The 14,761-nt window shown below is 73.0% G+C and carries 14 protein-coding genes; 10 read left to right on the top strand and 4 right to left on the bottom strand.

Annotation, left to right across the window (positions count from 1 at the left end):
- Positions 1–3: 3 nt before the first annotated feature.
- Positions 4–1,560, bottom strand: coding sequence for a bifunctional phosphatase PAP2/diacylglycerol kinase family protein (locus tag ACFQE5_RS10850; RefSeq protein ID WP_379584734.1), 1,557 nt, complete (start codon positions 1,558–1,560; stop codon positions 4–6).
- A gap of 41 nt (positions 1,561–1,601) precedes the next feature.
- On the opposite strand from ACFQE5_RS10850, the gene pafA reads away from it, so the two are divergent.
- Positions 1,602–2,972, top strand: coding sequence for a Pup--protein ligase (gene pafA, locus ACFQE5_RS10845; protein ID WP_379584733.1), 1,371 nt, complete (start codon positions 1,602–1,604; stop codon positions 2,970–2,972).
- A 65-nt stretch (positions 2,973–3,037) separates the two neighbouring features.
- Here pafA and ACFQE5_RS10840 read toward each other — a convergent pair whose 3' ends face one another.
- Positions 3,038–3,283 (bottom strand): hypothetical protein, encoded by a 246-nt coding sequence (locus ACFQE5_RS10840; protein ID WP_379584732.1) that lies wholly within the window; start codon positions 3,281–3,283, stop codon positions 3,038–3,040.
- Between the two features lie 146 nt (positions 3,284–3,429).
- Here ACFQE5_RS10840 and ACFQE5_RS10835 point away from each other — a divergent pair, with 146 nt between their 5' ends.
- The 8 genes from ACFQE5_RS10835 to ACFQE5_RS10800 all read left to right on the top strand — a co-directional run bounded on the left by ACFQE5_RS10835 (position 3,430) and on the right by ACFQE5_RS10800 (position 11,787).
- Positions 3,430–4,425, top strand: a complete 996-nt coding sequence (locus ACFQE5_RS10835; RefSeq protein ID WP_379584731.1) for a helix-turn-helix transcriptional regulator — start codon at positions 3,430–3,432, stop codon at positions 4,423–4,425.
- A 46-nt stretch (positions 4,426–4,471) separates the two neighbouring features.
- Positions 4,472–5,434 carry a helix-turn-helix transcriptional regulator gene (locus ACFQE5_RS10830; RefSeq protein WP_379584730.1) on the top strand — a complete coding sequence of 321 codons (963 nt, stop codon included), beginning with the start codon at positions 4,472–4,474 and terminating at the stop codon, positions 5,432–5,434.
- Between the two features lie 33 nt (positions 5,435–5,467).
- Positions 5,468–5,668, top strand: a complete 201-nt coding sequence (locus ACFQE5_RS10825) for a hypothetical protein (RefSeq protein ID WP_379584729.1) — start codon at positions 5,468–5,470, stop codon at positions 5,666–5,668.
- A 57-nt stretch (positions 5,669–5,725) separates the two neighbouring features.
- Positions 5,726–5,992, top strand: coding sequence for a Sec-independent protein translocase subunit TatA (gene tatA / locus ACFQE5_RS10820; protein WP_379584728.1), 267 nt, complete (start codon positions 5,726–5,728; stop codon positions 5,990–5,992).
- 57 nt (positions 5,993–6,049) lie between these two features.
- Positions 6,050–6,952, top strand: a complete 903-nt coding sequence (gene tatC / locus ACFQE5_RS10815; RefSeq protein ID WP_379585054.1) for a twin-arginine translocase subunit TatC — start codon at positions 6,050–6,052, stop codon at positions 6,950–6,952.
- Between the two features lie 63 nt (positions 6,953–7,015).
- Complete coding sequence (locus ACFQE5_RS10810) at positions 7,016–9,802, top strand: DEAD/DEAH box helicase (protein ID WP_379585053.1); 2,787 nt, start codon at positions 7,016–7,018, stop codon at positions 9,800–9,802.
- 149 nt (positions 9,803–9,951) lie between these two features.
- Entirely contained in the window at positions 9,952–10,563 is a 612-nt protein-coding gene (locus tag ACFQE5_RS10805) for a DUF4333 domain-containing protein (RefSeq protein WP_379584727.1), read from the top strand.
- A 3-nt stretch (positions 10,564–10,566) separates the two neighbouring features.
- Positions 10,567–11,787 carry a GNAT family N-acetyltransferase gene (locus tag ACFQE5_RS10800; RefSeq protein ID WP_379584726.1) on the top strand — a complete coding sequence of 407 codons (1,221 nt, stop codon included), beginning with the start codon at positions 10,567–10,569 and terminating at the stop codon, positions 11,785–11,787.
- Positions 11,788–11,806: 19 nt separating this feature from the next.
- Here the strand turns inward: ACFQE5_RS10800 and ACFQE5_RS10795 are convergent, their stop codons facing one another.
- Positions 11,807–12,532, bottom strand: coding sequence for a GNAT family N-acetyltransferase (locus ACFQE5_RS10795; protein ID WP_379584725.1), 726 nt, complete (start codon positions 12,530–12,532; stop codon positions 11,807–11,809).
- A gap of 54 nt (positions 12,533–12,586) precedes the next feature.
- Complete coding sequence (locus tag ACFQE5_RS10790) at positions 12,587–13,537, bottom strand: 5'-3' exonuclease (protein WP_379585052.1); 951 nt, start codon at positions 13,535–13,537, stop codon at positions 12,587–12,589.
- Between the two features lie 89 nt (positions 13,538–13,626).
- Between ACFQE5_RS10790 and ACFQE5_RS10785 the strand changes: the two genes are divergently transcribed.
- Positions 13,627–14,754, top strand: a complete 1,128-nt coding sequence (locus ACFQE5_RS10785; RefSeq protein WP_379584724.1) for a M24 family metallopeptidase — start codon at positions 13,627–13,629, stop codon at positions 14,752–14,754.
- The last annotated feature ends 7 nt before the right edge of the window (positions 14,755–14,761 follow it).

Genomic DNA, 14,761 nt, shown 5'->3' with positions numbered 1-14,761 from the left:
CGCTCACCCCAGATACGGCCGGTCGCGCCCGGTCCAGTTCTGCTCGTCGCGCCGATACACCGGGATCGGGCGCGCGGCGACCCGGAACGTGTAGCGGCCGGCCTCCTCGACGACCTCGCCGTCGGTGGCGAGCATCGCCGGCATCCGCAACTCCACGTCGAGGTGGTCGACCTCCCGCTGGGCGTACACCCGGCTGTGCCCCAGCGCGCCCAGCGCGAGCGCCAGGAACGCCCGAATCCGGGAGAACCGGAGATCGGCCCGCAGCCAGCGAACGTCGAGCAGTCCCGAGTCGAGCGAGGGCCGCCACGCCGGGACCATGCCGCGTGGGTGGTACGTCCCGTTTCCCACGAACAGGAACCAGACGAGATGCCACTCGTCGGCGATCTTGACCTCCACCCGTTCGGAGCGGCGCAACACCGTGATCAGCGCGGCCGCGAACGCGGGCCACTTACCCCAGCGGCGCTGCCAGCGCTCGCGCAGCCGCACCAGCTCGGGATAGGAGCCGATGCTCGCCGTGTTGAGGAAGTACCGGGTGCGGATCACCTCCCCGCTCGGCGGGTCCGGATCCGTGCCCGGGTGCGCCTGGACGAGTCCGAGATCAACGGCGACGGCCTCGCCCACCGTGGTGGCGTCGAGCGCCTCCTGCAGGTCATAGACACCGACGTCGCGCGCGAAGTGGTTGAGGGTGCCCGCGGGCACCAGCACCAGTGGGAGGTCGTACCGGCTGGCCACCGCGGCCACCGCGGCCGCGGTGCCGTCCCCGCCCGCCGCCCCGACGGCCCGCACCGTCCCGTCACCGGCGGCGATCGCCTGCTCGAGCTGGTCGTCGATGGCACCGCCGTCCGCGACGCGCAGCACGCGGGCGGCGGGCAACGCCGTCTCGATCTCCGTGGCGGGGTCGACGCCCGGGTCGCCGGCGAACGGGTTGGCCACCATGACCAGGCCTTCCCCCTTCGGTAGTGGCGGCACGGCGTCAACCGGGCGGGCCCGGGCCTCGTCGCTGCGGCGCACCGGCCACCAGCGGCGGGTGGCCAGCGCGATGGCGGACCCGACGGCGGCGCCGGCGACCACGTCGGACCCCCAGTGCACCCCGACGTGGACCCGGGAGTAGGCGACCGCACCGGCCAGCGGCGCGAGCGCGAGACCGACCCGCGGGCTCTCCAACGCCACCGCGGTCGCGAAGGCGGCGGCGGACGCCGCGTGCCCGGACGGGAACGCGGACGAGGTCGGCGGGTCGGGCAGGGTCCGGTGGGCGGGCAACTCTCCGGCCGCGGGGCGCCGTCGCGGCAGCAGCGGCTTGAGCAGCGCGTTGGCGATCCCGCTCGCCCCGGCGATCGCGAGCACGCCGCGCAGCGCAGCCTTGCGGGTCGCGCCCTTGCGCGCGGCGAGGATCCCGGCGAGGAGAAACCACAGCACGCTGTGGTTCGCCGCGGTGGTCAGCGACTTCATCGCCGCGTCGAGCCGAGAGGGCGCACGCCGGGCGATGACGTGCGAAATCGCCCGGTCGACCGGGTTCACCCCGGGCCGAAGCCGTCCGACTCGCCGGAACCACTCGCACACAGGCATCACAGTACGGGCGCCGTTCCGCCTACGCTGATGTCATGCAGCGGCGGATATACGGTGTCGAGACCGAGTTCGGGGTCACCTGCACCTTTCACGGACAGCGGCGGCTGTCCCCGGACGAGGTAGCGCGATACCTGTTCCGTCGCGTGGTGTCCTGGGGCCGGTCCTCGAACGTCTTCCTGCGCAACGGGGCCCGGCTGTACCTCGACGTCGGCTCGCACCCCGAGTACGCCACCGCGGAATGCGACTCGCTGACCCAGCTGGTCGCCCACGACAAGGCGGGGGAACGGATCCTCGAGGACCTGCTCGTCGACGCCGAGCGGCGGCTGGTCGACGAGGGCATCGGCGGCGACATCTACCTGTTCAAGAACAACACCGACTCCGCGGGCAACTCCTACGGCTGCCACGAGAACTACCTCGTGGCCCGTGCCGGGGAGTTCTCCCGGATCGCCGACGTGCTGCTGCCGTTCCTGGTGACCCGCCAGCTGATCTGCGGGGCGGGCAAGGTGCTGCAGACCCCCCGTGGGGCGGTGTACTGCCTGTCCCAGCGCGCCGAGCACATCTGGGAGGGTGTCTCCAGCGCCACCACGCGGTCGCGGCCGATCATCAACACCCGCGACGAGCCGCACGCCGACGCCGAGCGCTACCGGCGGCTGCACGTGATCGTCGGGGACTCGAACATGTCCGAGGTGACGACCCTGTTGAAGGTCGGTTCGGCGACGCTCGTGCTGGAGATGATCGAGGCGGGTGTTCAGTTCCGGGACTTCACCCTGGACAACCCGATCCGAGCCATCCGGGAGATCAGTCACGACCTCACCGGGCGGCGGACCGTGCGGCTGGCCGGCGGGCGGGAGGCCAGCGCCCTGGACATCCAGCGCGAGTACTACGCCCGCGCCGTCGAACATCTGGCCGCGCGGGGCTCCGACAGCAACGACGACCGCGTCCAGGATCGGGTCGTGGAGCTGTGGGGCCGCACGCTGGACGCGGTGGAGAGCCAGAACCTCGCTCTCATCGACCGTGAGATCGACTGGGCGATCAAGCGCAGGCTGGTCGAGCGCTACGTGGAGCGCCACAATCTCGATCTCGCCAGCTCCCGCATCGCCCAGCTCGATCTGGCCTATCACGACATCCGCCGCGGCCGTGGCCTGTTCGACCTGTTGCAGCGCAAGGGCATGGTCGACCGGGTCACCGACGACGGCGAGATCGAGGCGGCCAAGGACACCCCGCCGCAGACCACCCGGGCCAAGCTCCGTGGCGACTTCATCGCCGCCGCCCAGGCCGCCGGGCGGGACTTCACCGTCGACTGGGTGCATCTGAAGCTGAACGACCAGGCGCAACGCACCGTGCTGTGCAAGGACCCGTTCCGCGCGGTCGACGAACGCGTCGAGCGCCTGATCGCCAGCCTGTGACCACCCGTGAGGGCGTAACAGTGTTCTTACACTGTTACGCCCTCACGGGTGCGTGTGACCAGCGGTTATTCGATGCCGGGCATCATCGTTCGGCGTAGCTGCGCCAGTGTCTCCTGAACGTCGGCGGTGCCCGGGCCCGCGCTGTCCGGACCGGGCTGAATACCCATCGCCGTCAGAAGGTCGGCCGCCGCGGCCGCCGGGTCGCCCGTCTCGCCGAGCACCGGGTGCAACCCCTGCTCGGCCAGATGATGGAAGACCAGGTTCACGACGCTCCACGGGTTGAAGGTCTCGGTCGTGTCCACGTCGCTCATTCCCCGCTCTCTCGTGTTCGGCGTCACACGAGCCTTCGCGGGTTGAGCGCCCACGTCAAGACGATCAGGCGTCGCATGATGAGACGCCCCCCGCGGTTGTACCGGTCGGCCCGGCTGTGCTCCCCATCGGTCGTACGATCTCGTTCGTGTCCACCGCGCGCGCCGAGCGACTGGTCAACCTGGTCCTCTGCCTCCTTTCGACGAGGCAGTTCCTGTCGGCCGAGCGGATCCGCGCGACGGTTCCCGGCTACGCCGATGCGCCCACCGACGAGGCCTTCTTCCGGATGTTCGAACGCGACAAGAGCGAGCTGCGCGAGCTGGGGGTGCCGCTGGAGACCGGCCGGCGCTCGTCGTTCGACACCACCGACGGCTACCGCATCGCCCGCCACGACTACGAGCTCGGCGAGATCGACCTGGAACCGGACGAGGCCGCCGCCGTCGCGTTGGCCGCCCGGCTCTGGGACACCCCCGAGCTGTCCGGCGCCGCCCACGGTGCCCTGGTCAAGCTGCGCGCGGCCGGGGTCGAGGTCGACGAGAGCGGCGGTCCGGTGCAGCCGCGGGTGCGGGCCGCCGAACCGGCGTTCGGGCCGATCCTGGCCGCCGTACAGGCCCGCCGGGCGGTGACGTTCGACCACCGCCGCGGCGGCCCGACCGGCGAGGTCGTCCACCGCACCGTCGAGCCGTGGGGTGTCGTGTCGTGGCGGGGGCGCTGGTACCTCGTCGGTCACGACCGCGACCGCGACGCCACCCGCTCGTTCCGGCTCTCCCGCATCATCGGGCCGGTGACGGCGATCGGGCCGGCGGGCGCGATCCGTGTTCCCGACGGCATCGATCTGCTCGGATACGTCACACGCGGCGTCGAACCGCCCCCGGTGATCGGCGCGGCCCGGATCTGGGCCGCCTCGGGGCGCGCACACGGGCTGCGCCGGATCGGCCGCGTCGTCCGGCCCCGCATGCACGCCGACCGCCCCGGCGACGAGCTGGAGCTCGACCTGCGCAGCGTGCAGATGGTGGCGCGCTGGCTGGCCGGGCACGGCCCGGACGTGGTGGTGCTCGACCCGCCGGAGCTCGCCGCAGCGGTGCGCCGAAGCTGGGCGGCCGCCGCCGCGGCGCATGCCGACCACGAGGAGGTGCGGACGTGACGCTGCCACGTGAGCGGCGCGCCGGGCACCGGCCCGGGGGTGCGCGATGAGCAGCGGGGTTTCGCAACGGCTGCCGCGGCTGCTCTCGCTGGTGCCCTACCTGCTGGCTCGACCCGGTATCCCCGTCGCCGAGGCCGCGGCCGACTTCGGCATCTCGGAGCGGCAGCTGCGCCGCGACCTGGAGCTGCTGTGGATGTGCGGGCTACCCGGCTACGGGCCCGGTGACCTGGTCGACCTGTCGTTCTCCGGCGACACCGTCACTGTCACCGAGGACGCCGGGATGCGCAGACCGCTGCGGCTGACGACGGCCGAGGCGACCGCGCTGCTCGTCGCCCTCCGCACGCTCGGCGAGGTCCCCGGGATGGTCGATTCCGACGCCGTGCAGCGGGCCACCGCGAAGATCGAACGCGCGGTGGGCGACGCCGCACTGGCCGGGGTCGCGGTGGAGGTCAGCCACGAGAAGGAGGCCACCATCGCCGCGGTCCGTGGCGCGCTGGAACGCGGCCGCGCGTTGCGTATCCAGTACTACACCGCCGGTCGGGACGCCGTGTCGCAGCGCACGATCGACCCGATGCGGCTGCTGCTCGTGGAGGGGCGCAGCTATCTGGAGGCCTGGTGCCGGCGCGCCGAGGCCGTCCGGCTCTTCCGGCTGGACCGGGTCGACGCGGTCACCGAGCTCGACGAACCGGCCGCGCCGCCACCGGAGGCGGAACCCGCCGACGTCTCGGCCGGGTTGTTCCGCCCGAGCCAGGAGCAGCGGACCGCCGTGCTGTTGCTCGAGCCGGAGGCCCGGTGGATCGCCGAGTACTACCCGGTCGACGAGATCATCGAGGACGAGGCGACCGGGCGGGCCAGGGTGGCGCTGCGCTACGCCGAGCCCGGCTGGCTGGTCCGGCTCGTGCTGGGGCTGGGCGGCGGCGCGCGGGTGCTGGAACCACCGGAAATCGCCGCGGAGGTCGGGCGCCGGGCGCGGGCCGCGCTGGCGGCCTCGGCTCCGCTCGAGAACTGATACCGGAGAACCGAGGAACCGAGGGGAGCAGCGGTGGGCACATTCTTACCCGCAGTGGTCGTGGCCGCGGCCGGGCTGGTGGTGTTGATGCTGGTCGTGCCGGTGGTGCTGGGCCGCAAGCGCGGCCTGGAACGCGCCGCGGCCCGGCTACGGACCGGGCTGGATGAGGGCGCCGCGCCGCTCGCGGCCGCACTGGCCCGGGTGAAGGCATGGCGACCCGGGGACGACCGCTGAAACACGCTTCTGCGTAGTATCGAACCCCGAAGTGACGGCGTCGGGAGGGACAGCGTCATGGGAAGCCTCGGTGGCTGGGAAATCGTCATCATCATCGGTGTCCTGGTACTGCTGTTCGGCGCCAAGAAGCTGCCGGACATGGCGCGGTCGATCGGGCAGTCCGCGCGCGTGTTCAAGGGCGAGATGAAGGGGCTGCGCAGCGACGAGGAGGCCCGCCAGAGCGAGCCCACGGGTGAGCCGCCCGCCGCGCTGCCGCCCGCCGCACCGGCGCCGCAGCAGTCCGCTCCGGCGAACCAGCCAGGGCGCGGCGACCGGACGCAGTAGCTGCTCGGCGTGGCGAAGTTCCGGCGACGCCGTCGGTCCCGCAATCCCGACGGCACGATGACGCTCGTCGAGCACCTCTACGAGCTGCGCTACCGCTTGGCGGTCTCGCTCATCGCGATCGCGGTGACGACGGTGTTCGGCTACATCTGGTTCGACGTCGCCCTGTTCGGCGCCCCGAGCCTCGGGGAGATGCTCAAGTATCCCTACTGCTCGCTACCCGCCTCCTCACGGGCGAGCTTCACCGCCGACGGGTCCTGCACCCTGCTGGGGACGGGGCCGTTCGACCAGTTCACCCTGCGGCTGAAGGTCGGCGCGACAGCCGGTGTGGTGCTCGCCTGCCCGATCTGGCTCTACCAGCTCTGGGCGTTCATCACTCCCGGGCTGTACGCCAAGGAGCGGCGGTTCGCGCTGACCTTCGTCTCGATCGCCGCGGTGCTGTTCGTCGCCGGCGCTGTCCTGGCGTTCCTCGTCGTCTCCCAGGGACTGGGGTTCCTGCTGACGATCGGCAGCCAGGTGCAGACCACCGCGCTCACCGGCGACGCCTACTTCGGCTTCGTCATCGCGCTGCTGCTCATCTTCGGGGTCAGCTTCGAGCTGCCGCTTCTGGTCGTGATGCTCAACCGGGTCGGCGTCGTCAGCTACGACCGGCTGCGCCGCTGGCGACGTGGACTGATCTTCGGTCTGTTCGTGTTCGCGGCGGTGGCGACCCCGGGCCAGGACCCGATCTCGATGCTGGCACTCGCGATGGCCCTGGTGATCCTTTTCGAGGTGGCGATCCAGCTCACCCGCCTGCACGACCGGGCCAAGGCCCGCAAACGGGCCCAGGAGGGCTGGGACTCCTGGGACCCGGACGAGCCCTCGCCGATCGACACCGCACCGAGCAAGATCGACACCTCGGTGTCGCCGATCGAACCCGACCCCGCTCCGGCGCCCACCCCCAGGCTCGACGACATCCCCTAAAGACCGGCGCGCCGCCGGCGGCGCACCGGTCCAGGCGTGGGGGCGGGTCGCGGATGTGACAGCCTGGACGATGTGGCTCCCAGCAGTCCGGCCGAGGCCTACCTCGCGGCCAAGTCCCGAGTCGCTCGGCCCCGGTTGACCGAATTCGTCGCGGGCCTGCCGTTCGAGCTCGACGGGTTTCAGCGTGCGGCCTGTGACGCGCTGGAGGACGGGCACGGCGTGCTCGTCTGCGCCCCGACGGGCGCCGGTAAGACCGTCGTCGGCGAGTTCGCCGTCCACCTCGCCCTCGCGGAGGGCCTGAAGTGCTTCTACACGACGCCGATCAAGGCGCTGTCGAACCAGAAGTACGCCGACCTCGCCGCCCGTCACGGCACCGACGCCGTCGGGCTGCTCACCGGTGACGTCTCGGTCAACGGTGACGCCCAGGTGGTCGTCATGACGACCGAGGTGCTGCGGAACATGATCTACGCGGGCTCCCGGGCGCTGGACCACCTCGGCTATGTCGTGATGGACGAGGTGCATTACCTGGCGGACCGGTTCCGCGGCGCGGTCTGGGAGGAGGTGATCCTCCAACTGCCCGAGCACGTGCGGCTGATCGGGCTCTCGGCGACGGTGAGCAACGCCGAGGAGTTCGGCGACTGGCTGGTCACCGTGCGCGGCGACACAACGGTCGTGGTCGATGAGCATCGGCCCGTGCCCCTGTGGCAACACATGATGGTCGGTAACCGGCTGTTCGACCTGTTCGCCGGCGAGGCCCGCGACGGCGAGCTGCGGGTCGACCCCGACCTCGTCAGGCAGACCGCCGAGCTCGACCGGCAGAGCTCGACGGCGATCTGGGAGCGTGGCAGGCGCGGGCGTTCCACCCCGGCCCGGCGCGTCGGGTACCGCCCTCCGTCGCGGGTCACCGTCATCGACCGGCTCGACCGCAACGGGCTGTTGCCCGCGATCACGTTCGTCTTCAGCCGCTCCGGCTGCGACGCGGCCGTCGGGCAGTGTGTGCGCGCCGGGCTGCGCTTGACCACCGATGCCGAGGTCACCGAGATCCGCGGCATCATCGAGAAGCACACCAGCGACCTCCCGCAGGCCGACCTGGGCGTGCTCGGCTACTGGGAGTGGCGTGAGGCCCTGGAGCGGGGCATCGCCGCGCATCACGCGGGCCTGCTGCCCGCGTTCAAGGAGACCGTCGAGGAGCTGTTCGTCAAGGGCCTGGTCCGCTGCGTCTTCGCGACCGAGACGCTTGCGCTGGGCATCAACATGCCCGCCCGAACCGTCGTGCTGGAGCGACTGGTCAAGTTCAACGGCGAGGCCCACACCGAGCTGACGCCGGGGGAGTACACGCAGCTCACCGGCCGCGCCGGACGGCGCGGCATCGACATCGAAGGGCACGCCGTCGTCATCTGGCAGCCGGGGGTGGACCCGGAGAAGGTCGCCGGCCTGGCCTCGACCCGCACCTACCCGCTGCGTAGCTCGTTCCGGCCCGGTTACAACATGGCCGTCAACCTGGTCGGACGGCTCGGCGTGGAACGGGGCCGCGAGCTGCTGGAGCAGTCGTTCGGACAGTTCCAGGCCGACCGCTCGGTGGTCGGGCTCGCCCGACGCATCGAGCGCAACGAGGAGGCGCTGGCGGGCTACGCGGCGTCCATGACATGCCGCCTCGGGGACTTCCGCGAGTACGCCCAGCTGCGCCGCGACGTCTCCGACCGGGAGCGGGCACTGCGCCGTCAGGGCGTCGCCGAGCAGCGGGATGCCACGGCCGAGTCGTTGCGATCGCTGCGGCCCGGCGACGTGATCGCGGTGCCGACCGGACGCCGGTCCGGGCTCGCGGTGGTGCTCGATCCCGGGGTCGACGCCACCGGTGAGCCACGGCCGCTGGTGCTCTCGGAGGACCGGTGGGCGGGCCGGCTGTCGGCGGCCGACTTCCCGACACCCGTCACGCCGCTGGGCCGGATGCGGCTGCCCAAACGGGTCGACCACCGTTCACCGCGGGCCCGCCGTGACCTCGCCTCGTCCTTGCGCAATACCGGTATCGAGGCTCCGGCCCCACGCCAGCGGCGCGGACGGGCGGGCGGCAACGGAGCGGACGACCCGGAGCTCGTCGCCCTCCGCCACGCGTTGCGCGCTCACCCGTGTCACCGTTGCGACGACCGGGAGTCGCACGCCCGGTGGGCCGAGCGCTACCACCGCCTGGCGCGCGAGACCGAACAGCTGCGCCAGAAGGTGCGGGCGACGACGCATTCGCTGGCGCGCGCGTTCGACCGGATCCGGTCGCTGCTGCAGGAGCGCGGTTATATCGCCGAGGAACGGGACGGGGCGGGGCGACGGCAGGAGGCGGTCACCGAACACGGTCAGCGGCTGGCCCGGATCTGGGGCGAATCCGAGTTGCTGGCCGCGGAATGCCTGCGACACGGCGTGTGGGAGGGGCTCGAACCGGCCGAACTGGCCGCGGTGGTGTCGTCACTGGTCTACGAGTCGCGGCGGGACAACGGACCGATGCCGCGGGTGCCGTCCGGACCGGTCTCGGAGGCGCTGACCGACACCCTGCGGATCTGGGCCGACCTGGAGGCGGACGAGCGGCGGCACCGGATCGACCGGACCCGCCAGCCCGACCTCGGCTTCGCCTGGCCGATCCACCGGTGGGCGCGGGGCGAGTCGTTGGCCCAGGTGCTGGCCGCCGCCGAGCAGAACGGCCACGAACTCTCGGCGGGTGACTTCGTCCGCTGGTGCCGGCAGGTGCTCGACCTGCTCGACCAGCTCGTCGGGGTCGTCGGGAAGTCGACGCCGCTGGGCCGCGCCGCGACGAAGGCCGCCGGTGCGATCCGTCGCGGCGTGGTGGCAGCGGGGGTGCTGTGACCGCCCCGGCGGGGCGACGCGCCGCCGGGCTCGGCCGATCCGCGCGCCGTCGATCCGGCCCCTGTGCTTTGATCGCCGGACGCGCTGGTCATGGCGCGGGCGTGGAAGGACGGAGGGTCGGCCATGAACGAGCGCGACGAGGCACACCGGTGAGCACCCCAGGCCCACCGTTCGGCGCGCCCGACCCGGCCACCGGCCCGGGCGCTCAGCCCGGCGAGCCACGGACCTGGGGCCACCAGCCGCCCGGTGGCTGGGGTCATCGGTCCACGGCCGGGCCCCAGCAGGGCTGGGGACCGGCCGAGCACAGTCACCCGCAGCAGGGCTGGCCGCCGCCGCACCAGGCCTGGCATCAGCCTCCGGATCCGGGCGCACCCGGCCCCGAGCGGCCGGACTGGGCGCCCGGACCTAGCTGGTATCCCGGGCCCGCCCTGCAGCAACCGGTTGGGGGCCGCAGGCCGGGTCTGCGCTGGGTCCTGATCGCCGCCGCGATCGTGGCGGTGGCCCTCGTCGGGGTTCTCGGGTTCTGGACGCCTGGGTTCTTCGTCTCCACGGTCTTCGACCAGGCCGCCCTGCAGGACGGCATCGAGCAGGTCCTCACCGGCGCCTACGGCCACGAGGTCTCCGCGGTCCACTGCGCCGAGGACATCCCGGTCACCGCGGGCGCCACGTTCACCTGCGAGGCCACCGTCGACGGTGAACGGGTCACCGTGCCGGTGACGATCACCAGCGACGACGGCCACTACCAGGTCGGCCGGGTCTGAGCGATGGGACTGCCCGCGCATCGGGTCGTCGCTCTCGGCCCTGACCAGCTGCGTGACGCGCACTCCCTGTTCGCCGCGACCATCCACCGAGGACCGCTCGACGACCAGGACTGGCAGCACACCGCCACGACCTACAGTCCCGGCCGCACGTTCGGTGTCGTCCACGACGGTGCCCTGGTCGGCACCGCCACCTCGTTTCGCACCCGCACGGCGGTGCCCGGCGGCGCCGCACTGCCCACCGCCGCGGTGACCAGGGTCGGGGTACGCGCCGACCACACCCGCCGCGGGGTCCTGACCGCGATGATGCACACCCAGCTGCGCGCGGCGGCGCGGGCCGCAGAGCCGCTCGCGTCGCTGCGCGCCAGCGAGGCCGTGATCTACGAACGGTTCGGCTACGGGCCCGCCACCAGGGGCCGGCATGTGCGGGTGCCGCGGCCGCACCGGGGCTGGCGGGCCGGTGCGCCCGCCGGTGGGAGCGTGCGTCTGCTCGGCCGGTCGGAGATCGTGCCGGTGCTCGCCCCGCTGCAGCGGCGGCTGGCGCTGCGGCGAGCCGGTGGGATCGAGCGGCCGGACGCGTGGTGGTGGGGTCTCGTGCAGCGCCGCCTCGACGCGCGCGAGCACGTCGTGGCCTGCGTGCACACCGGCCCGGACGGCGACGACGGCTTCGCCGTCGCGTTCTCGCACGGCGTAGGGCCCGCGCTCACCGGCCGCGTCCTGCGGGTGGAGGACTTGCACGCGGGCTCCGTCGACGCGGCCGCCGGGCTGTGGCGGTTCCTGCTCTCGGTCGACCTGGTCGACACGGTGGAGGGCTGGTTGCGGCCGCTCGATGAGCCCCTGGAACTGCTGCTCACCGACCCCCGGAAGTGCCAGGTGACCGGCCAGGAGGACGAGACGTGGCTGCGGCTGGTCGATGTCCCGGCCGCGCTCGCCGCGCGAAGCTGGGGCGCGGCCGAACCGGTCCTGCTCGGGGTGAGCGATACCGTGCTGCCGGAGAACAGCGGCGTCTACCGCATCGGCCCGGATGCCGTCGAGCGCGTGAGCTGTGCCGAGCCGGAACTGGAGTGCGACGTCGCCGGTCTCGCGGCGGCCTACCTCGGCGACCGCATGCCCTCGGCCCTGGCCGTGTGCGGATGGTGGACTGTGCGCGACCCCGTGGCCGTGTCCCGCGCCGACGCGCTGTTCGCCATCGGCGGCCCCCGCCCGTGGTGCGGCACCTTCTTCTAGCGTCGGCGCCGGAACCCGGTTACGAGGGGATCGGCGTGTGCACCGCGTAGAGCGCGTCCTCCCGGACCCGCACGAAGCCCAGCCGCGCGGAGATGCTGAGGCTGGCGGCGTTGTCGGGGCTCGTCGTCCAGGTCGGCCGCCGCCCGCGCGCACGGATCTCCCCGACGAGCGCGGTGGCGCAGGCCGAGGCGAGCCCATGGCCGCGGTGGTGTGGGTCGGTCACCACACCGATGTCCTCGTAGTCGCGGCCGAGGAAGAACGAGCAGGCCAGCGACACCAGCCGAGGGCCGTCGAACGCCGCCCAGGCGGTGCCCGAGGCCGCGAGCCCGGCCGGGCCGCCCCAGGTGCCCCAGACCCACCCGATCGACGCATCGAGGCGCGCCAGCGCGTCCGCGTCGTCCGGCCCCAGCCTGCGGACGGCGTGCGCCGGGGCCGGTAGGTCAACCGGGTCGGGCAGCACCGCGACGAGGCGAGGCCACACCGCCGTGTCCGGGTCGACCTCGCGCAGCACGGGCAGCCACTCCGGCTCCGCCTGGACGAAACCGGCCAGGTCCGCGACCACCCGAGGCTCACCGCGGGCCGCGACGTTGCCGCCCGGCAGCTCGGCGAGCACGGTGCTCGGCCCCGGCCACCGGTCCACCCGGCAGCGCCCGATCCCGGTCTGCACGATGTGAGCGTGCACCAGGCCGCCAGGACTCTCCGGTGCGAACCAGTCGGCGACGGCCACCGCGTCCCGTTCCTTCACGCCCCTCCCTTCATCGCAACCCTCCACGACACGCTGAGGTGCCGGCGGCTGGGCTCAGGACCGGCCGCCGGCGGCAAGGGCCGCGACCAGCCGATCCACCGAACCACCCAGCCCCCAGCGCTGGGCCAGCGCCGTCAGCCGCTCGGGGTCGGCGGGCGCGGCCGGTAGCGCATCGGGGCGGTCCAGCTTCACCGGCGCATCGAGCGCGACCCGCACCACCGGCTCGACGACGGCCAGGTACGGCGCCGCGGCGGCCAGTTTCGTCCGGACGCCCGCGCTCAATCTCGGGTCGGACCGGTCGGCCACGGCGACCCGCAGCTCCTGCCACGAGGCGAACCGGCTCACCACGGTGGCCGCGGTTTTCGCGCCCACCCCCGGGACACCGGGCAGGCCGTCGGAGGGATCTCCGCGCAACATCGCGAGCTCCGCGTACGCCTCGCCCGCCCGGCCAACCGGAACGCCGTACTTCGCCGCGACCTCCGCGGGGCCGAGGGTCTCCGCCTTGGCCAGGCCGCGACCGACGTAGACGAGCCGCACGGGCGAGGGCCGGTCACGGACGACCTGCATGAGATCGCGATCGCCGCTGACGACCTGCACCGGATCGGACCGCTCGGCCGCGACCAGAGTGCCGATGACGTCGTCCGCCTCGAATCCCTCCGCCCCACCGGTGGCGATTCCGGCGGCCGCCAGCACCTCCAGCAGCACCGGCACCTGCGGGGCGAGGGCGTCGGGCACCTGCTCCGGGATCCCGGCCGGGGCGGTCCCGCGGTCCCCACCCACCACCCGATGCGCCTTGTAGGACGGCAGCGCCGCCACCCGGAACGCGGGACGCCATTCGAGGTCAAGGCACGCCACCAGCCGGGTCGGCCGTCGCTCGCCGACCAGCCGGGCGACCATGTCGCAGAAGCCGCGTACGGCGTTGACCGGGGTGCCGTCGGGTGCCGTCACCGACTCGGGCACGCCGTAGAAGGCCCGGAAGTACAAGCTCGCGGCGTCGAGGAGCATCAGCGACGGGGTCACAGCAGCACAGCTTGCCAGTCCCGGGCGCTGCGGGTGGTGACATCCGCCGCGTCCCGGGTGAATAGTCTGCCGATATGACTTCGGCCGCCCCCACGACGCTGTTCGCTGACCGGCTGCGCCGGGCCGGCGAGGTCGCCGCCGCGCAGGACATCGATCTGCTGCTGATCACGCCGGGCACCGATCTGCGCTACCTGCTCGGCGCCGGCGGAGAGTCACACGAGCGACTCACCTGCCTGCTGGTTCCGGCGGCCGGCCACCGCGCCCCGCCCGCGCTCGTCATCCCGCGGCTGGAGGCCCCCGGACTCGCGGGACTTCCGCTCACCGAACTGGATGTCGAGGTCGTCACCTGGACCGACGACGAGGACCCGTATCTGCTGGTCAGCGACCTGGCCGGGGGCCCGATGCGGGTGGGGGTGGCCGACTCGATGCCCGCGCGGCACGTGTTCGGGCTGCGCGACGCGCTCCCCGGGGCGACGCAGCACCTCGCCGGCGCGGTGATCCGCGAGCTGCGGATCCGCAAGGACGCCGCCGAGATCGAGCAGCTGCGCGCGGCGGGGGCGGCGATCGACCGGGTGCACGCGCGGATGGGCGAGTTCCTCCGGGTGGGACGCACCGAGGCGCAGGCCGGGGCCGCGATCGCCGCGGCGATCGTCGAGGAGGGACACACCGGCGCCGCGTTCGTCATCGTCGGTTCGGGACCCAACGGGGCCAGTCCGCACCACGACGTGTCGGAACGGATCATCGAGCGCGGCGACATCGTCGTCGTCGACATCGGTGGCCCGCTGCCGGGCGGCTACCACTCCGACTGCACCCGTACCTACGCGGTCGGCGCCGAGCCGTCCGCCGAGATCCGCGACGTCTACGCCGTGCTGCAGGAGGCGCAGGAGCGCGCGGTGCGCGCCGTTCGGCCCGGCATCGACGCCCAGGACGTCGACGCCGCGGCCCGGGGACCGATCACCGCCGCCGGGTTCGGCGCCGAGTTCCTGCACCGTACCGGGCATGGAATCGGACTCGACGTGCATGAGGAGCCCTACATCGTCGCCGGCAACGCCGTGGCGCTGGAGCCGGGCATGGCGTTCAGCGTGGAGCCGGGCATCTATCTCGACGGCCGGTGGGGCGCGCGGATCGAAGACATCGTCGTGGTCACCGACAGCGGCTGCGAACGTCTCAACCAGCGCCCGCGGGACCTGATCGTGCTCTGACCGGCGG

Origin of the sequence: Pseudonocardia hispaniensis, assembly GCF_042658695.1 — a bacterium.
Classification (GTDB): Bacteria; Actinomycetota; Actinomycetes; order Mycobacteriales; family Pseudonocardiaceae; genus Pseudonocardia; species Pseudonocardia hispaniensis.
This window is presented reverse-complemented; position numbering and strand designations above follow the sequence as displayed.